This window comes from Dactylosporangium sp. CA-052675, from assembly GCF_050947935.1.
In the GTDB taxonomy this organism is placed as follows: domain Bacteria; phylum Actinomycetota; class Actinomycetes; order Mycobacteriales; family Micromonosporaceae; genus Dactylosporangium.
Window position 1 is genome coordinate 9,420,566 of the sequence record NZ_CP192010.1, and the last position, 19,069, is coordinate 9,439,634.

The window sequence follows — 19,069 nt, forward strand, 5'->3', positions numbered from 1 at the left end:
CGTGCGCGGGGTCGTTAGCCTTCCAGATGTGACACAACCGCCGGACGAGTCGCCGACCCAGCGGCAGCCGGCCTCCCCCACGTGGGTCGGCTCCGCCTCCGTGCCGTCGGACGGGTCCCGCCGGCGCCGCCAGTGGGAGGACACGCTCGACCTCCCGGCCCAGCCGGAGACCCGTCAGATGCCGCCGGTGCCGCGGACCCTGGACCTGCCGGCCGCGCCGGCCGCGCCGGCCCGGCCGCGGCCCCCCGAGATCCGCTATATCCCCGTGGTCCCGCCCGGCTACGGTCCGTTGCCGCCCGGCTACCGTCCCGGCCCGTTCCCGCCCCCGCCGCAGTGGCGCCGCCGCCGTCGCAAGTGGCCGTGGGTGATGCTGTTCCTGCTCGTGCTGTGCGCGGGCTGCTGCGGCGGCTCCTACGCGTGGGCACGGCCGTGGTGGGTGCAGTATCCGGCCTCGGTGAACGTCGACGCGGGCGTGGCCGGGCTGAACCGGCTCGACGACGCGGGCACGAAGAAGACGGCCGAGCAGCTGCAGACCGCGCTGACCTCCGACCACCTGGACGAGTCCGGGTTCACGGTGGCGTACCAGGACACGACCGACGGCAAGGCGAAGATCCTCGTGTTCGGGGCCACCCGGTTCATCACGAACCCGTCGCGCGACCTCGACGCCAGCCTGCGCAAGCTGGGCACGAAGATCCAGGTGCAGAACGTGCGCGAGGTCGACCCCGGGGTGCTCGGCGGCGAGCAGCGCTGCGCCGCGTCCCGCCTCGACGGCCGCTCGGCCACCGTGTGCGGCTGGGCCGACCACGGGGTGATCGCGATCGCGGTCTTCGCCGGCAAGACCGTCGACGAGGCCTCCCGCTCGATGCAGAGCATCCGCGCCGCGATCGTCACCCGCGACAACTGACCCCGCGAGGACCGGCCCCGCGCCGACCGGCCCGCGCCGACCGGCCCCGCGGCGAGAACCCGCGACAACGAGAACAGCCCCGGGGGAACGGGCGCTGGGAACACCCGATCCCCCGGGACTGCCTGTTGGTGGAGGAAAGTCCTTACGGCAGTGTCGCCAGGTGCGGCTTCACCGTCTTCGCGAAGCCGTTGCCGTTCTTCACGTCCCAGTTGATCGACCAGGTCATCGCGCCGCGGATGCCCGGGTAGGTGTGCGGCGGCTTGAAAGTTCCGCAGTTCGTGCCGAGCGCGAGGCAGTCGAGGGCCTGGTTGACCACGGACGGGGAGACCACGCCGCCGCCGGCCGCGCCCGGGCCCGCCGGCAGGCCCAGGGCCACCTGGTCGGGGCGCAGGCCGTTCTCCAGCTGGATGCACGCGAGGGCGGTGATGAAGTTGACCGTGCCCTGCGAGTACGCCTGCATCTGGTCGCAGCCGAGCATGCTGCCGGAGTTGTAGTACTGCGTGTAGACGACGGTCAGGATGTCCTTGATCGACAGGGCGAGGGCGAAGTAGCTGCTGCCCGTGGACTGCATGTCGATCGTCTGCGGCGCCATCGTGATGATGAGGTTCGCGCCGGCCTTGGCCCGCAGGGCGCGCAGGGCCTGCGCCATGTACGTCGGGTTCAGCCCGTTCTCGAGGTCGATGTCGATGCCGTCGAAGCCGTACTGCTGCATCAGCGCGTAGGCGGTGTTGGCGAAGTTCGTGGCCGACGCCGAGTCGCCGACGCTGACCCGGCCGGTCTCGCCGCCGACGGAGAGGATGACCTTCTTGCCCCGCGAGTGCAGGGTCGCGATGTCTGCCTTCTGGTCCGCGTCGGAGTAGCCGCCGAGCGCGCTGGACAGGCCGGAGTCGGCCGCGTACGTGAGCGAGCCGGGCTGCGAGCCGGCCTCCGCGAACGCCACGTCGATGAGGTCGTACTCGCTGGGCACGTCCCGCAGCCGCAGCGGCGTCGCCGGGTTGACGAAGTTCTGCCAGTACCCGGTCAGGAAGTGCTTGGGCAGCGACCCGGTCGGGGTGGTCGGCGACGTCGACGGCGAGCTGCTCGGCGACTTCGAGGCCGACGGCGAGGCCGAGGGCGACTTCGACGGCGAGGCCGAGGCCGAGGGCGACTTCGACGGGGACGCCGTCGTCGGGCCGACCGTGGTCGGGTTGCCGCCGGGGCCGTTCACCGAGAAGTCGTCGGCGGCGTAGGCGGGCTGGCCGTACCAGCCGTGCACGTAGACGCTCGCCGTGGTCTGGCTCGCGCCCGTGGTGAAGGCGACCGACAGCTGCTGGTAGCCGTTGGTGCCCGGGGTCCAGGTGCTGGCGTCGACCCCGCCGGTCACGCCGATGAAGACGTAGGAGCCGTTGACCCAGCCCGACAGGGTGTACTTCGTGTTCGGCTGGACCGAGATCGTCTGCGAGCACTGCGCGGTCGTGCCGCCGGGCGTGCCGGCGAGCTTGTAGGAGCCCGAGTGCGCGGCCCCGGACGTGACCGACGCGGACTCGCAGGTCCAGCCGGAGGCGGAACCGGACTCGAAGCCGGGGTTGGTGAGCAGCTCGGCGGCGGAGGCGGGCAACGCGATCAGGACCCCGGCGAGGGTCAGGACCGCCGCGCCGGCCCCTGCGAGCAGGGTGACATGGCGTGGACGCATGGGCACTCCAGGTGGGGGTGACGTCGATGGGCGTCGACGTGTTCCTCCACGTTCCACGCACCGGAATTTAATGTCAAGGTTTCTTTACTATTTGCTAAGGCTCCCTCGAATACCCGATTCCGGGGCGCGCTATCCTCGGTGTACAGGCTTTGACCCGGCCATCACCGGCGAGCCTCCGGAAGAACGGCCGCCCCGGCAGCCCAGTAGAACCGGACGGGTACCGGCCCGTTACAGCCGGCCAACGAGCGGCCGCCGAACGCACGACCCCGGCGGCAAGCGGGGTGGTACCGCGGACCCGAGGGTTCGTCCCCGCGTGGATGCGACACCGACCACGCGAGGAGAGCGACCACCGATGGCCTACCCGATGCACCGCACGGGCACCGGCGTCCCCGCGAGCCCGAACCTCCCCGAAGTCGAGCGCGAGGTCCTGGACTACTGGTCCGGGGACGAGACGTTCCAGGCCTCGGTGGACCAGCGCCCCGCGGGCGACAACGGCTCGAACGAGTTCGTGTTCTACGACGGGCCCCCGTTCGCCAACGGCCTGCCCCACTACGGGCACCTGCTGACCGGCTACGCGAAGGACGTCGTCCCGCGGTACAAGTCCATGAAGGGCTTCCGCGTCGAGCGCCGCTTCGGCTGGGACTGCCACGGCATGCCCGCCGAGGTCGAGGCCGAGAAGCAGCTCGGGATCACCACGAAGGCCGAGATCCTCCAGCTCGGCGTGGACAAGTTCAACGCGGCCACCAAGGAGTCCGTGCTGCGCTACACCAGCGAGTGGGAGCGGTACGTCACCCGCCAGGCCCGCTGGGTCGACTTCACCAACGACTACAAGACGCTCGACCTGCCCTACATGGAGAGCGTCATGTGGGCCTTCAAGACCCTGCACGACAAGGGCCTGGTCTACGAGGGCTTCCGGGTGCTGGCCTACTGCTGGCGCTGCGAGACGCCGCTGTCCAACACCGAGCTGCGCATGGACGAGGACGTCTACCGCGACCGGCAGGACCCCGCGCTGACGGTGGCCTTCACGCTGGAGACCGGCGAGAAGATCCTGGTCTGGACGACGACCCCGTGGACGCTGCCCTCCAACCTGGCCATCGCGGTCGGGCCCGAGATCGAGTACGCCCTCTTCGAGGAGGACGGGCAGCGGTACATCCTGGCCGATTCCCGCCTCGGCGCCTACGAGAAGGAGCTGGCCGGCGCCACCCGGGTCGGGTCGGTCTCCGGGGCCGAGCTCGTCGGCCGCCGGTACACCCCCCTCTTCGGCTTCCTCGCGGACACCCCGAACGCGTTCCAGGTGATCGGGGCCGACTTCGTCACGACCGAGGACGGCACCGGCGTCGTGCACATGGCCCCGGCCTTCGGCGAGGACGACCAGAACGCGTGCGCCTCGGTGGGCATCCCGACCGTCGTCACCGTCGACGAGCACACCCGGTTCACCTCGCTGGTCCCGGACTACCAGGGTCTGCAGGTCTTCGAGGCCAACAAGCCGGTCATCCGCGACCTCAAGGCGGCCGGCGTCGTGGTGCGCCACGACAGCTACACGCACTCCTACCCGCACTGCTGGCGCTGCGACACCCCGCTGGTCTACAAGGCCGTCTCGTCCTGGTTCGTGCAGGTCACCGCGTTCCGCGACCGGATGGTGGAGCTCAACCAGCAGATCACCTGGACGCCCGAGCACATCAAGGAGGGCTCGTTCGGCAAGTGGCTGGCCAACGCCCGCGACTGGTCGATCAGCCGCAACCGGTTCTGGGGCTCGCCGATCCCGGTGTGGAAGTCCGACGACCCGCAGTACCCGCGCGTGGACGTGTACGGCTCGCTGGACGAGCTCGAGCGCGACTTCGGCGTGCGCCCGTCCGACCTGCACCGGCCCGAGATCGACAACCTGACCCGGCCCAACCCGGACGACCCGACCGGGCAGTCCGTCATGCGCCGCGTGCCCGAGGTGCTGGACTGCTGGTTCGAGTCCGGCTCGATGCCGTTCGCCCAGGTGCACTACCCGTTCGAGAACGCCGACTGGTTCGAGCACCACTACCCCGGCGACTTCATCGTGGAGTACATCGGCCAGACCCGCGGCTGGTTCTACACCATGCACGTGCTGGCCACGGCGCTGTTCGACCGGCCCGCGTTCCGCAACTGCGTGTCCCACGGCATCCTGCTGGGCGAGGACGGGCGCAAGATGTCCAAGAGCCTGCGCAACTACCCGGACGTGTACCGGGTGTTCGACGAGTACGGCTCCGACGCCATGCGCTGGTTCCTGGTCTCCTCGCCGGTGCTGCGCGGCGGGGACATGCCGGTGACGGAGCCGGGCATCCGCGACTCGGTCCGCCACGTGCTGCTGCCGCTGTGGAACGTGTACTACTTCTTCTCCCTGTACGCCAACGCGGACGGGTACACCGCGCGGCGCCGGACCGACAGCGCCGACCTGCTCGACCGGTACGTGCTGGCCAAGACCGGCGAGCTGGTGGCCACGGTGGGGCGGCAGCTGGACGCGTACGACATCTCCGGCGCCTGCGGCACCGTGCGCGCCTACCTCGACGCGCTCACCAACTGGTACGTGCGCCGGTCCCGGGACCGCTTCTGGTCCGGCGACCACGACGCGTTCGACACGCTGTTCACCGTGCTCACCACGCTGGCCCAGGTCGTCGCGCCGCTCGCCCCGCTGACCGCGGAGGAGATCTTCCGCGGGCTGACGGGCGAGCGTTCGGTCCACCTGACGGACTGGCCGGCCGCGGAGGACTTCCCGGCCGACCACGGGCTCGTGGCCGACATGGACGCGGTGCGCGAGGTGTGCTCGGCCGCGCTGTCGCTGCGCAAGGCCCGCGGGCTGCGGGTGCGGCTGCCGCTGTCGACGCTGACCGTGGCCACGCCGGACGCCGAGGCGCTGCGCCCGTTCGCCGCGCTCGTCGCCGACGAGGTCAACGTGAAGACCGTCGAGTTCACCGCGGACGTGGCCGCGCACTGCACGCCGGTGCTGACGCTGGTGCCGCGGGTGCTCGGCCCGCGCCTCGGCGGCCAGGTCCAGCAGGTGATCAAGGCGGTCAAGGCCGGCGACTGGAGCCAGGCCGGCGGGGTCGTGACGGCGGGCGGGGTGGAGCTGAGTGAGGGCGAGTACGACCTCAAGCTCGTCGCCGCCGACCCGACCCAGTCCGCGCCGCTGCCCGGCGGCGAGGGCGTGGTCGTGCTCGACAGCACCGTCACGCCGGAGCTGTCGGCCGAGGGCGTGGCCCGCGACCTGGTCCGGGTCATCCAGCAGGCCCGCCGCGACGCCGACCTCAACGTGTCGGACCGGATCGTGGTCGTGGTCGACGGCCCGGAGTCGGTGGCGTCCGCCCTGGCCGCGCACGACTCGTTCGTGGCCGGGGAGACGCTGGCCAACTCGGTCTCGCTGGGCACGCTCATCGACGGCTTCGCGGGCGAGGTCGGCGAGGGCGAGGCGGTCAAGGTGACCGTCACGCCCGTCGGTCGTGCTCTCCCTGGGGCATGACGACGACCATCGTGAGGACCGCCTCCACCGGGCCGCTGCTGCGGTACCGGTGGGGGCGGTCGGCCTGGAAGTCGATGGTCTCCCCCGCCGTCACCCGGTAGGCCGTCCCGTCGATCTCCGCCTCGAGCTCGCCGGCGTGGACGTGGATGATCTCCCGGGTGCGCGGCGTGTGGTCGCCGGAGTCGTGCTCCTCCCCCGGCAGCATCCGCCAGTCCCAGACCTCCACGAACGCGGGATCGTTGACGCCCCGCAGCAGCCGCCCGGTGCCGCCGTCCGGGCCGCGCCACAGCACCGCGGGCTCCTCGGCCCCGACGATCTTCACGACGGGCTCGGGCTCGGCCTCCAGCAGCCGCCCGATGCTCACCCCGAACGACTCCGCGACCCGGCACAGGGTGCCGATGCTCGGGTTCGTGCGGGCGCCCTCGATCTGCACGAGCATGCCCTTGCTCACACCCGAGCGACTGGCGAGCTCGTCCAGTGACCAGCGTCTGCCCTGGCGGAGGCCCTTCACCTGACGCGCGATCGCCAGCTGGGCGTCCCGCTCGCGGTCGGTCAACATATTTTCCTTCACGGTCATTATTGTGGTACGACTAGCGGCATGTTCGCCGTTGCCGATGACGTGCTCGACCTGTGCCGTTCCGTGGGGCACGAGGCTACCGTGCTCGCGGTCCTCGCCGACGGGCTGCGCAACGGCCCAGGCGACCCCGCGCTGCTGCATGACGCCGTCGCGGCCGCGGGCGACCTGAGCGCGCCGCACCCCCACCTGGAGGCGTGGCGGGACGTGTACCGCGGGTTCGGCGCCAAGCCCCAGCGCACCCCGTGCTCCGCGGAGGCGTTGCGCAAGCGGGCGGCCAAGGGCGACGTGCCCTCGGTGAACCGGATCGTCGACGCGTACAACGCCGTCAGCATCCGATTCGCCGTGCCCATCGGCGGCGAGGACCGCGCCGCCCTCGTCGGGACCGAGCGCCTCGTGCGCGCGGCCGGCGACGAGCCCTTCGACACCGTCAAGGACGGGGCGCCGTTCGTCGAGACGCCGGAGCCGGGCGAGGTGATCTGGCGCGACGACGTCGCCGTGACCTGCCGCCGCTGGAACTGGCGCCAGGGCCGCCGCACCGCCCTGACCGAGGCGACGACCTCGGCCGTGTTCCTCCTGGAAGGCCTCGACATCGATCTGCGACCGGCAGCCGAGCGGCTGATCTCCCTGCTGGACGCGGAGTCGGCGACCATCGAGCGGCTCGCATGATCGGCATCGTGCTCGCCGCCCTGTCCGGCCTGGTCTGGGGCGTCGGCGACTTCTCCGGCGGCAAGGCCAGCCAGCGCGCCGACTCCCTGCTGGTCGTGGTGCTCTCGAAGGCGGTCAGCCTGCCCGCGGTCGCCCTCTACCTCGTGCTCATTCCCGGCACCCCGCACGCCCGGGCCATCGGCTGGGGCGCGGCCGCCGGCGTCCTCGGCGTGCTCGGCATGTTCGTCTTCTACCGTGCGCTGGCCGCCGGCGCGATGGCGATCGTCGCCCCCGTCAGCGCGGTGACCACGGCCCTCATCCCGGTCGCGTTCGGTCTGGCCGCGGGCGAGCGCCCCGGCACCCTGGCCCTCGCCGGCGCCGCCTGCGCGATCGCCGCGATCGGCCTGGTGAGCGCCGCGGGCGGTAGCGGCGGCCCGGTCACCGGCCGGCTCGTCGGCCTGGCCCTGCTCTCCGGCGCCGCGTTCGGCCTGTTCTTCACGTGCCTGTCGCGGGCCGGCGACGACGCGGGCCTGTGGCCGATCGCGGGCGCCCAGGTCGCCGCCATCGCGCTCGGCGCCCCGTTCGCCCTGCTCCGCCTGCGCCGCGACGGCCTGCGGCTGGACCCCTCGTCGCGGCGCTGGCTGGCGAGCGCCGGGCTGCTCGACATGAGCGCCAACGCCCTGTACGTCCTCGCCGTGACCCGCGGCGACCTGAGCATCATCGCGCCGATCGCCGCCCTGTACCCGGTCTCGACCGTCCTGCTGGCCATGCTCGTCGACCGCGAGCGCCTGCGCCCGGTCCAGCTCGCGGGCCTCGGCCTGGCCGCGACCGCCCTGGTGCTCGTCGCCTCCTAGACTCCCGTCCGCCCGGCGGCTCGACCGGGTGGGTGCCCTGGCCAGGACCGTTGCCGACGCGGGTGACCCGGCAGGACCGGGCCTAACCCGCGCCGGGTGGTGTTGCCCACCATGTGACCCGCCTGGCTGCCATTGCCGCGACCTGCCGTTAGAGTGTGCGGCAGCGTCGAGTTGAGCCTGGTGGAGGGCATTTGTCCGCGCTTTATGCGGTCGGCAAGATGACCGTGGCACCGACGGTCCGGATGCTCTGGCACCCCACCATCATCGGCCTCGACAACGTGCCGAAGACCGGCCCGGCGATCCTCGCCAGCAACCACCAGTCGGTGCTCGACTCGGTGATGATGGGCGCCATCGCCCCGCGCAACGTGTACTTCCTCGCCAAGGACCAGTACTTCCGCGGCCCCGGCCTCAAGGGCGCCGCCCTGCGCAACATCATGTACGGCCTGAACCAGATCCCGGTCGACCGCTCCGGTGGCCGCGCCAGCCTCCTGGCCCTCGACGCCGCCCTGCCGGTCCTGCGCGCCGGCCACGTGCTCGGCATCTTCCCGGAGGGGACGCGCTCGACCGACGGCCGCCTGTACCGCGGCCGCCCCGGCGTGGCCAAGCTCGCCCTGGACGCCCCCGCGCCGATCATCCCGGTCGGCCTGATGGGCTTCGACCAGGTCATGCCGGTCGGCGCCCGGCTGCCCAAGCTCGGCCCGAAGGTCGAGGTGCGCATCGGCGAGCCGCTCGACCTGAGCCAGTGGCAGGGCGGCGGCGAGGTGGACAGCCGCGCGCTGCGGGAGGTCACCTTGAAGCTGATGAACGCGATTCAGCAGCTGACGGGGCAGGAATATGTCGGTCGGTACGCGCCGAAGCGCCCCGACCAGATCGCCGCTGCGGAGCCGGACGCCTGAGGGGTGAGGTTTGTTGGATATGTCGGGCGCTGCGCGCCACGACATATCCGCATTTTTCGCCTGACGGGGTATTCGGGAACCTAGACCGCTCCTGGACCGTTTCCGGCACGCGGTCGGCCGCCGTACGGCAGCCCTGGGCCGTGCGTGGGGAGCGGCGGCCGGCAAGCGTGGTGGACGATCACGGGCCGGCGATCGGGCCGCCATCCGGCCGCGGGTCGGCGTGTCGAGCAGCGGGCCCGGTCGCGGCCGGAGTCGGTGCGGCCATGGTCGGCAGATCGAAAGCGCCCGCGTCCCAGGCGAGATGCGCCGCCTCGTGCCGCCGCCGGCCGCCCGGCACGCGGCGCGCTGCCGCTCCCGGCGCCGTGGACGACGCCGCCTCGTGCCGCCGCCAGCCGCCCAGCGCGGGGCGCGCTGCCGCTCCCGGCGCCATGGACGACGCCGCCTCGTGCCGCCGCCAGCCGCCCAGCGCGGGGCGCGCTGCCGCTCCCGGCGCCATGGACGACGCCGCCTCGCGCCGCCGCCGGCCGCCCGCCGCGAGGCGCGCTGCCGCTCCCGGCGCCATGGACGACGCCGCCTCGCGCCGCCGCCGGCCGCCCGCCGCGAGGCGCGCTGCCGCTCCCGGCGCCGTGAACGACGCCGCCCGCCCGAATCGAAGGGTTACCGGAAATCGCTCCGGGCCGATTTCATACGATCGACCTCGGCAAATGTCGCCGGCTTCCGCTCACCGACGGCGCAGAAATACCCGGATTGTGCCCGGCCGCGCCAGCGTGCCGGAGACTTCCGTTTCGGTAATGATCAGGCATAGCCTGGTGTCAGTCGTCTGGGGAGGTCGACTTGCCGTCCAGCAACCGCGCGTCATCGAACGACAGCCGGAACCTGGTCATCCTGTTGATGGTGGTGATCGGCGGGTTCCTGGCTTTCTGCGGCCTGGGCATGTCGAGCCCGCTCGTCATCGCGCTCGGCGTGATCGTGGCCCTGGCCGGTCCGGTGATGATCGCTGTCGTCAACAATCGCAACAAGGTCCGCCTGTACGTCCAGGGCACCGCCATCGTCGAGGAGATCACCGCCCGTCCGACCCAGGAGGGGCGCTCGGCCCGCGGCCGGCTGAAGCTCACCATCACGGCGACGGGCATTCGGGGCGTGACGGTCACCGGCACCGACCCCGCCATCCCGATCGAGAAGTGGCCGGAGCGCGGCGCGACCCTGCCCGTGCAGGTGCTCAAGGGCACCCCGCGCAAGTTCACGGTGCTGTGGGAACGCGTCCAGACGCACCAGGAGGTCGTCCTCGCCGAGCAGCGCCGCCCCGCCGACGACCTCGAACACGACTACGCCGCCCTGAACGCCCAGCTGGACAAGGCCCGCCAGGACATCTACGACCCCGACGAGCCCTTCCGGCGCCCGTCCACCTACCTCCCGCCGGACAACTCGACCACGCTGACCGACCTCCCCCCGGTCAAGGCCGAGACCGCCGACGCGCGGGTGGCGACGGTCGCCCCGCCCGACCCGGGCGGCGGCGAGCAGATCCCGGACGCGGCGACCGGCCGCCCGTCGCTGCGCGGCTATTTCGGCTTCCCGAACCGCCAGAGCAAGCCCCGCCACGCCGCCGGGGGCGGCAATCCGGCCCACCGCACCGACGAGCCGATGGGCGCCGCTCCGACCGCGACCGACCCCGGGCGGATCACGGACACGAAAGCGGCCACCGGCGCGGAGCCGCCCGCCGCCGCACCGGTCGCCGGAACGGAGCCGGCCGCCGCCGCAGCGGGCGCCGAGGCCGAGCCGACCGCCGCCCCACGAGTCACCGCCGCACCGGTCGCCGGAACGGAGCCGGCCGCCGCCGCAACGGGCGCCGAGGCCGAGCCGACCGCCGCCCCACGAGTCACCGCCGCGCCAGTCGCTGGAACGGAGCCGGCCGCCGCCGCGCCGATCGTCGAAGCTGAGCCGACCGCCGCCGAACCGGTCGCCGGGACGGAGCCGGCCGCGACCGCGCCGATCGTCGGACCCGAGACCGGCGCCGCGGAGCCGAAGACCGAACCGGCGACCGACCCGAAGGCCGAGCGGGAGGCGGTCGAGGAGTCCCCCGCGGCGGAGTCCTGGCCGGAGCCGACCGAGACCCGCCCGACGGTCATCGGCGAGGAGGACGAGCCGATCATCATGCGGCTCCGCTCCACCCCGCGCCCCGGCGGCAGCCAGCACCGCCGCCCGAGCCCACACCCGCGCTCGGGCGCGCACGACCGGGTCCGCCGCAGCCGCCCGGGGCGCACCCGCCCGGTCACCCCGGAACCCCCGGCACTCCCCGAAGCCCTCGCGGCGACGCAGGCCGAGCCGACCCCGGCGATCACTGACCCGCAGGCCGAGCCGCCCACCGCGGCCACGCACGCACAGGACGAGCCGCCCACCGCGGCCACGGACGCACAGGACGAGGCGACCACCGCGACCACGGACACGCAGGGCGAGCCTCAGCCGGCCCTGGACCCGCGGACCGGACCGCTCTGGGCCGAGAACATCCACACCGAAAACGCCCACACCGAGAACATCCACATCGAGAACGTCGGCACCGAGAATCCCTACGCCGAGAACGTTCGGGCCGAAACCGTCGACGCCGAGGCGGAGACCGCGACCGAGCACTCGCAGGCGGAGCCGGGGGTCTACACCATCCCGGAGTCCGGCTCGATGGTCCCCGCCCCGCAGGCCGACCCGGAGTCCGGCGCCGAGATCGAGTGGTGGACGAGCGCGGACGAGCCGCGCCCCGCCGCCGCGTACTACCCCGACCGCGAGTCCGAACTCCCCCCGACCCGCGGCATGCACACCGAGCCACCCGTCATCGAAGGCGAGCTCGCCGACTCCGAAGCCGACTCCGAACCCGAAGCCGACTCCCGGTCCGGAGCAGACTCCCCATCCGAAGCCGACTCCCGATCCGAAGTCCACTCCGAGCCCGAAGCCGTCTCCGAAGCAGCAGCCGACGCCCGGGAGGAGCGCACCGGCTCCGCGTGGTCGGTCAACGGCAAGGGCCTCTACGGCGCCCCGCCCCTCCTCCGCTCCCCAGCCGACGAGGACGACGACGAGGAGCCGGTGTCCCCGGACCCGTATGCGTCGGAGCACTACCTCCCGGCGGACGACCGCGGCAACGGCAGCAACCACAGCCACCACAGCAGCCACAGCAACCGCACCGACGAGGACGGCGACGACGCCGACGCGCTCGAGGAGCAGCCGCTCAGCGAGGGCGCCGTGGCCGAGTTCCTCGCCGCCGGGCCGCGCCGCCAGCAGGCCACGCCCCTCGACGGCGTCAACGGCGTCAGCATCACGCTCATCGTGTCCGACCTGCAGCGCTCCCGCCGCTTCTACCGCGACACCCTCGGCCTGACCGAGCTCGACAGCGGCGAGACCAGCGCCGTGCTCGAGACCGGCACCGCGCGGGTCGTGCTGCGCCGCGTGGCCGACATGCCGCCCGTCGACCGCCGCGTGGTGCACCTGAACCTCGACGTGCCGGACGTGTACGACGCCTACGAACGCCTCCGCGAACAGGGCGTCGACTTCGTCCACCGCCCGCGCACGGTGCCGCAGGGCGAGCAGCTGGAACTGTGCTCGGCGACCTTCCGCGACCCGGACGGCCACGCGATCGCCCTGACCCGCTGGGAGCTACGCCGCTGAGCAGCCCCGGAAACAACCGTGCGAGCCCGGAAACAATACGTGCAAGCCCGGGAACAGAATGTGCAAGCGCTACGACGTTGAGTAGAGCCGCACCAGCGCGGCCGCGTCGGCGATCATGAGCGCGCGCAGTTCGGGCGGCGACACCACCTCCAGGTCGGGCCCGAACCGCGCGAAGGCGATCCGCGCGTGCTCCAGCGACTCGATCGGCACGTCCACCCGCACCCAGCCGTCCCCCGACTCCACGGCCGACTCGCGCAGCGCCCGCCCCGCGACCGGCCCGAGCAGAAACCACAGCGAAACCGCCCGGGGCGACAGCCGTACCGTGGCCGACCCCCCGGCATAGAGCGTCGACTGCAGGCGGTCGGAGAACTCCAGCCAGTACCGGCGAAGATCGAAGTCGGCCGGGCGCGTGAAGTGCTCGTCGGTCAGCTCGAGCGACAGGATCCGCGAGACCCGATAGGCGTTCGTCCGCGAGCGGCCGACCGCGACCACGTACCACGCGGTGCCCTTCAGCACGAGCCCCAGCGGCGAGACCAGGCGCGACACGGACACGCCGTCCCACTTCTGGTACGACATCCGGATCTGCCGCTGCTCCCAGACGGCCGTCGCGACCGTGTCGAGGTGCGGCGGCGCCTCCGGATCGCGGAACCAGCCCGGGGCGTCGACGTGGACACGCTGCTGCACGCGCCCCGCCATCGTGCGCTGCTCGGCCGGCAGGGCCGCCAGCAGCTTGAGCCGCGCCGCGTCGAGCATCGGCCCGAGCCCGAGATCCCCGGCCGTCGCCCCGCTGCCGGCGAGGAAGAGCGCGGCCGCCTCATCGCTGGTCAGCCCCGTGAGACTCGTCCGGTACCCGTCCAGCAGCGCGAACCCGCCCGCCGGACCACGGTCGGCGTACACCGCGGCACGCCCGACGCGGACAGGGCCTCGATATCGCGGTACACCGTGCGCACCGACACCTCGAGCTCGTCCGCGATCTGCTGCGCGGTCAGCCGGCCCCGGGTCTGCAACAGCAGCAGCGTCGACAGGAGCCGGCTCGCGCGCATCAGTCGGGCTTGTTCGCGTAGACGGATCGGCGCACGTACAGCGCGTACAGCCAGGCCGGCCCGAACACGAGCCCGAGCGCGAGCAGCGACCAGTGCAGGAACCCGCCCGCGAGCAGCACGACCTGCACGAGCAGCCCGGCGATCCACGCCCACGAGCGCTTCATGAACCCGCACAGCAGGAAGCACACGACCGCGAGCACCGCGCACAACCAGATCGCCGCGGTGGTGTGCCCGTGGCCGAGCTTCGCCAGCGGGAGCAGGGCCAGCAACAGTACGACACCCTCGACGGCGAGGCCCGCGGCCCCGACGCCCCGCACGGCCGCGCCCGGGTTCTTCAGTCCGGCGGGCGAGCTCATCGCTTCAGCAGCCCGCGCGCGTCGGCCACGGTCACGACCGAGCCGGTGACGAGGATCCCGACGGTGCCGGGCACCGCGTTGTCGCTCTCGGCGAGCGTGACGGCCGCGTCGATGGCGTCCGGCAGCTGCGGCACGACCCGCACCCGGTCCCCGCCGTAGAGCTCCTCGGCGATCTGGGCCAGCTGGGCGACCGGCATCGCGCGGGGCGAGCTGTTGCGGGTCACCACGATGCTCTCGGTGATCGGCTCCAGCAGCTCCAGCATGCCCTCGACGTCCTTGTCGGCGAGGGCCGCGACGACCGCGACGAGCCCGCTGAACGCGAACTCCTCGGTCAGCGCCCGGACCGTGGCCTGCATGCCGTGCGCGTTGTGGGCCGCGTCGAGCAGGATCGGCGGCGAGTTGCGCACCCGCTCCAGCCGGCCGGGCGAGGTGGCCCCGGCGAACCCGTCGCGGACCGACTCGGCGTCGAGCGCCCGCTCGGCGCCCGCGCCCAGGAACGCCTCGACCGCCGCCAGCGCGATGGCCGCGTTCTGCGCCTGGTGCTCGCCGTGCAAGGGCAGGAAGATCCCCTCGTACACCCCGGAGAGCCCCTGCAGCGTCAGCACCTGCCCACCGACGGCGAGATCGCGGTTGACCACCCCGAACTCGCGGCCCTCCCGGGCCACGGTCGCCCCGACCTCCGCGCAGCGCTCCAGAATCGGGCGCATCGCCTCCTCCGGCTGCAGCGCCAGGATCAGCGTCGAGCCCTTGTGCACGATCCCGGCCTTGGCCCAGGCGATCTCCTCGATCGTGTCGCCGAGCCACTCGGTGTGGTCGAGGCCGATCGGCGTGATGACCGTGGTCTGGGCCTGCAGCACGTTCGTCGAGTCGTCGGCCCCGCCCAGCCCGACCTCGACCACCGCCACGTCCACGGGCGCGTCGGCGAACGCCGCGAACGCCATCGCCGTGGTCATGTCGAAGTAGGTCAAGGGCGCGTCAGCTGTGGCGTCGAGGTACTCGGCCAGCGGCGCCACCTCCTCGTACACCTCGACGAACTTCTCCTCGCTGATCGGCTCGCCCTCGATGCTGATCCGCTCGGTGATGCTCTGCAGGTGCGGGCTCGTGTACCGCCCCGTCCGCAGCCCGTGCGCCCGCAGCAGCGAGTCGATCATCCGGGCCGTCGAAGTCTTGCCGTTCGTGCCGGTCAGGTGGATCGCCGGATACGCCCGCTGGGGGCTGCCGAGCAAGTCGAGCAGCCCCTCGATGCGCGACAGGTCGAACACCATGCGGGTGAACCCGCGGGCGTTCAGCTCCTGGTCGACCTCCGTGAACCGGGTCACTGCAACGCGTCCAGCTGCGCGGAGATGCGCGTCAGATCGGCCTCGGCCGCCTCCAGCCGCTCCCGGATCTTGGCCACCACCGCCTCCGGTGCCTTGCCGGTGAAGGCCGGGTTGCCGAGCTTCGCCCGGCACTGCGCCGCCTCCTTCTCCGCCGCGGCGTGGTCCTTCGTGAGCCGGGCCCGCTCGGCCGCGACGTCGATCGCGCCCCGGGTGTCGAGCTCCACGGTGACCCCCACGCCGACGGCCAGCTTCGCCGTCGCCGCGAAGTCCCCGCCGGACGCGTCGAGCCGGGCCAGGGACCGGATCAGCCCCTCGTGCGCGGCCAGCCCGGCCGCGTCCAGCCCCTCGAGCCGCGCCACCACCCGCTGCGCCGGCTTCACGCCCTGGTCGGCGCGGAACCGGCGCACCTCGGTGACGACCCGCTGCAGGTTCTCGACCTCGCGCTCGGCCGGGTCGTCGGCGAGCTCCTTGTCCGGCGTCGGCCACTCGGCGCGGACCACGGTCGGCCGGCCGGTGAGCGTCGTCCACAGCTCCTCGGTCACGAACGGCATGATCGGGTGCAGGAGCCGCTGCAGGCTCTCCAGCACGTGCCCCAGCACCCGGCGGGTGCGCGCCTTGGCCGCCTCGTCGGCGCCGGTCAGCACCGGCTTGGTCAGCTCCAGGTACCAGTCGCAGACGTCGTCCCAGGCGAAGTGGTACAGCGTGTCGCACACCTTCGCCAGCTCGAACGCCTCGAACTGCTGGTCGACCTCGCCGATCACGTGCTGCAACCGGGACAGGATCCAGCGGTCGACGGTGCTCAGCCCCTCCGTGGGCAGCTCGCCCTCGACCGTGGCGCCGTTGGCCAGCCCGTAGCGCGTCGCATTCCACAGCTTGTTGGCGAAGTTGCGGGCGCCCTGCACCCACTCCTCGCTCACCGGCACGTCCGCGCCCGGGTTCGCCCCGCGCAGCAGCGTGAACCGGGTCGCGTCGGCGCCGAACCGCTCGATCCAGTCCAGCGGGTCGACGACGTTGCCGAAGGACTTCGACATCTTCTTGCCGTACTGGTCGCGGACCATCCCGTGCAGCATCACGACGTCGAACGGCTGCCGCCCGTCCATCGCGTACAGACCGAACATCATCATCCGGGCGACCCAGAAGAACAGGATGTCGTACCCCGTGACGAGCACGCTGGTCGGATAGAACTTCGCGAGGTCCGGGGTCTCGTCGGGCCAGCCGAGCGTCGAGAACGGCCACAGCGCCGAGCTGAACCACGTGTCGAGCACGTCGGCGTCCTGGGTCCAGCCGTCGCCGGCCGGCACCTCGTCGTCCGGGCCCACGCACACGACCTCGCCGTTCGGGCCGTACCACACCGGAATCCGGTGCCCCCACCACAGCTGCCGCGAGATGCACCAGTCGTGCATGTTGTCGACCCAGCCGAAGTACCGCTTCGTGAGCTCCGGCGGCTCGACCCGCACCCGCCCGTCGCGCACCGCGTCGCCCGCGGCCCGGGCCAGCGGCTCGGTACGCACGAACCACTGCAGCGACAGCCGCGGCTCGACCGTCGTGTTGCAGCGCGAGCAGTGCCCGACCGCGTGCACGTACGGCCGCTTCTCCGCGACGATCCGGCCCTCCGCGCGCAGCGCCGCGACGACCGCCGGCCGCGCCTCGAACCGGTCCAGGCCCAGGAACGGCCCGTGCACCGTGATCACGCCGTGCTCGTCCATGACCGTGAGGCTCGGCAGGTCGTGGCGCTGGCCGATCTCGAAGTCGTTCGGGTCGTGCGCCGGGGTCACCTTGACCGCGCCGGTGCCGAACGCCGGGTCGACGTGCGCGTCCGCGACGATCGGAATCCGCCGCCCGGTCAGCGGCAGCTCGACCTCGGTGCCGATCAGGTGCTGGTACCGCTCGTCGTCCGGGTGCACCGCCACCGCCGTGTCACCGAGCATCGTCTCGGCGCGCGTGGTCGCCACGACGATCGCGTTCTCGCCCTCGCCGTAGCGGATCGACACGAGCTCGCCGTCGTCGTCGGAGTGCTCGACCTCGATGTCACTCAGCGCGGTCAGGCACCGCGGGCACCAGTTGATGATGCGCTCGGCCCGGTAGATGAGCCCGTCGTCGAAGAGCCGCTTGAAGATCGTCAGCACGGCCCGCGACAGACCCGCGTCCATGGTGAACCGCTCGCGGCTCCAGTCCACGGAGTCCCCGAGCCGCGTCATCTGCCCCAGGATCTTGCCGCCGGACTCCTGCTTCCACTGCCACACTCGCTCGACGAACGCCTCGCGGCCCAGGTCGTGCCGGGACTGCCCGTCGGCGGCCAGTTGCCGCTCCACCACGTTCTGCGTGGCGATGCCGGCGTGGTCCATGCCGGGCAGCCAGAGCGTTTCGTACCCCTGCATCCGCTTGCGCCGCGTCAGCGCGTCCTGGACCGAGTGGTCGAGCGCGTGCCCGATGTGCAGGGAGCCGGTGACGTTCGGCGGCGGGAGCACGATCGAGAACGGCGGCTTGTCGCTACCCGCGTCCGCCTTGAACAGACCGTCGGCTACCCATTGCTCATACCGCCGCTGCTCGACCTCGCCAGGGGCATACTGAGCCGAGAGCTCCGGGGTTGCTTGCCCCGTGCGTGGAGTATCCGTCACACGCAAAGTCTAGAACTGTCGCGCAGGGGGTCTACGCTCGCCATTGCCCCTACACTCAGGAGACTGATCGACGGTGACCTACCCGCCGCAGAACCCGGATGACGAGCCGCGCTCCGAGCCGTTCCGGCCCATCTCGTATGACCTCGCTCCGGAGTACGGCACCACCCCGCCGGTGAACAACCCGGGCGCGTATCCGCCGCCGCAGCAGCAGCCACCGCAGCAGCAGCCGCAGTATCCGGTGTCCGGCCCCGGCTACCCGGTCTCGGGCCAGCCGTATGGTCAGCAGCCGCCTTACCAGCAGCCACCCGCGCCGGCCTACCAGCAGCCGCCGGCGCCGGCCTACCCGCCGGCGTACCAGCAGCCCGGCCCCGGTTTCACGCCCGCGCCCCCTCCGCCGCCCCGCAAGGGCAAGGGGCTGAAGATCACCCTCGGCGTCGTCGGCGGCGTGTTCCTGGTCTGCGGCCTGATCGCGTGCATCGCCCTGTACCCGATCTACCGCGACTCCGGCGCGCACGTGACCGCCCCGCCGACGCTCCCGGGCGGCCTCACCAAGCAGGACACCCAGCAGTCGGACGCGCTCAAGTCGAGCATGGAGTCCGACCTGCGCGGCAGCATCGACAACATCGACGAGATCGAGACCGGGGTGTACTCCGCGGCCAAGGACGACGACCCGACGAACGTGGTCATCCTCGTCGCCGCGACCGGCACGTTCTTCTCCCCCGGCTCGGAGGTCGACTCCGCGTTCAAGGGCTTCGGCACGAGCAGCGGCTTCACGACGGTGACCCCGCCGACCGAGTACCCCGCGGGCAAGCTGGGCGGCACGGTGAAGTGCGGCAGCAGCCAGTACAGCGCCGGCTCGGGCACGGAGAGCCTGAAGATGAGCATGTGCGTGTGGGCCGACCACGGCAGCGTGGGCCTGGTCGTCTTCATGGGCCAGGACATCAGCGGCGCGTCGACCCGCTTCGTCGACATCCGCGAGGCGGTCCAGACCCGCAGCTGAGCTCTCGCCGGCACTCGACGCCGGCACTACGACGCCGGCACTTCGAACGACAG

14 protein-coding genes are annotated in these 19,069 nt (G+C 72.3%); 7 read left to right on the forward strand and 7 right to left on the reverse strand.

Annotation, left to right across the window (positions count from 1 at the left end; genetic code table 11):
• The first annotated feature begins 28 nt into the window (after positions 1-28).
• On the forward strand, positions 29-904 hold the full coding sequence (locus ACQP1P_RS42235) for a hypothetical protein (protein ID WP_433080154.1): 876 nt from the start codon (positions 29-31) through the stop codon (positions 902-904).
• A gap of 142 nt (positions 905-1,046) precedes the next feature.
• On the opposite strand, the gene ACQP1P_RS42240 is transcribed toward ACQP1P_RS42235, so the two are convergent.
• Complete coding sequence (locus tag ACQP1P_RS42240; protein ID WP_433080156.1) at positions 1,047-2,576, reverse strand: chitinase; 1,530 nt, start codon at positions 2,574-2,576, stop codon at positions 1,047-1,049.
• A 352-nt stretch (positions 2,577-2,928) separates the two neighbouring features.
• On the opposite strand from ACQP1P_RS42240, the gene ileS reads away from it, so the two are divergent.
• The gene (ileS, locus tag ACQP1P_RS42245; RefSeq protein WP_433080158.1) at positions 2,929-6,060 is read left to right on the forward strand and encodes an isoleucine--tRNA ligase; all 3,132 of its coding nucleotides are present in this window, start codon (positions 2,929-2,931) and stop codon (positions 6,058-6,060) included.
• Here the strand turns inward: ileS and ACQP1P_RS42250 are convergent.
• On the reverse strand, positions 6,026-6,631 hold the full coding sequence (locus tag ACQP1P_RS42250; RefSeq protein WP_433080160.1) for a helix-turn-helix domain-containing protein: 606 nt from the start codon (positions 6,629-6,631) through the stop codon (positions 6,026-6,028). The genes ileS and ACQP1P_RS42250 overlap by 35 nt on opposite strands.
• 27 nt (positions 6,632-6,658) lie before the next feature.
• Between ACQP1P_RS42250 and ACQP1P_RS42255 the strand changes: the two genes are divergently transcribed.
• From ACQP1P_RS42255 to ACQP1P_RS42270, 4 genes are all read left to right on the forward strand, one after another.
• Positions 6,659-7,303, forward strand: coding sequence for a B3/B4 domain-containing protein (locus ACQP1P_RS42255; protein WP_433080162.1), 645 nt, complete (start codon positions 6,659-6,661; stop codon positions 7,301-7,303).
• Positions 7,300-8,136 (forward strand): EamA family transporter, encoded by an 837-nt coding sequence (locus tag ACQP1P_RS42260; protein ID WP_433080164.1) that lies wholly within the window; start codon positions 7,300-7,302, stop codon positions 8,134-8,136. Before ACQP1P_RS42255 ends, ACQP1P_RS42260 begins: the two co-directional genes overlap by 4 nt.
• Before the next feature lie 191 nt (positions 8,137-8,327).
• The gene (locus ACQP1P_RS42265) at positions 8,328-9,032 is read left to right on the forward strand and encodes a lysophospholipid acyltransferase family protein (RefSeq protein WP_433080166.1); all 705 of its coding nucleotides are present in this window, start codon (positions 8,328-8,330) and stop codon (positions 9,030-9,032) included.
• Between the two features lie 834 nt (positions 9,033-9,866).
• The gene (locus tag ACQP1P_RS42270) at positions 9,867-12,680 is read left to right on the forward strand and encodes a VOC family protein (protein WP_433080168.1); all 2,814 of its coding nucleotides are present in this window, start codon (positions 9,867-9,869) and stop codon (positions 12,678-12,680) included.
• Between the two features lie 69 nt (positions 12,681-12,749).
• Here ACQP1P_RS42270 and ACQP1P_RS42275 read toward each other — a convergent pair whose 3' ends face one another.
• From ACQP1P_RS42275 to ACQP1P_RS42295, 5 genes are read right to left on the reverse strand one after another with little or no spacing between them, the layout of a single operon-like run.
• A complete protein-coding gene (locus ACQP1P_RS42275; RefSeq protein ID WP_433080170.1) occupies positions 12,750-13,577 on the reverse strand; it encodes a helix-turn-helix transcriptional regulator in 828 nt (275 codons plus the stop codon).
• Complete coding sequence (locus ACQP1P_RS42280; RefSeq protein ID WP_433080172.1) at positions 13,505-13,723, reverse strand: helix-turn-helix domain-containing protein; 219 nt, start codon at positions 13,721-13,723, stop codon at positions 13,505-13,507. Before ACQP1P_RS42280 ends, ACQP1P_RS42275 begins: the two co-directional genes overlap by 73 nt.
• Entirely contained in the window at positions 13,723-14,079 is a 357-nt protein-coding gene (locus ACQP1P_RS42285; protein WP_433080174.1) for a DUF4233 domain-containing protein, read from the reverse strand. Before ACQP1P_RS42285 ends, ACQP1P_RS42280 begins: the two co-directional genes overlap by 1 nt.
• Entirely contained in the window at positions 14,076-15,344 is a 1,269-nt protein-coding gene (locus ACQP1P_RS42290) for a bifunctional folylpolyglutamate synthase/dihydrofolate synthase (RefSeq protein WP_433090350.1), read from the reverse strand. Before ACQP1P_RS42290 ends, ACQP1P_RS42285 begins: the two co-directional genes overlap by 4 nt.
• Before the next feature lie 50 nt (positions 15,345-15,394).
• Positions 15,395-18,016, reverse strand: coding sequence for a valine--tRNA ligase (locus ACQP1P_RS42295; protein ID WP_433080176.1), 2,622 nt, complete (start codon positions 18,014-18,016; stop codon positions 15,395-15,397).
• A 73-nt stretch (positions 18,017-18,089) separates the two neighbouring features.
• Between ACQP1P_RS42295 and ACQP1P_RS42300 the strand changes: the two genes are divergently transcribed.
• Entirely contained in the window at positions 18,090-19,016 is a 927-nt protein-coding gene (locus ACQP1P_RS42300) for a hypothetical protein (RefSeq protein ID WP_433080178.1), read from the forward strand.
• Positions 19,017-19,069: the final 53 nt, after the last annotated feature.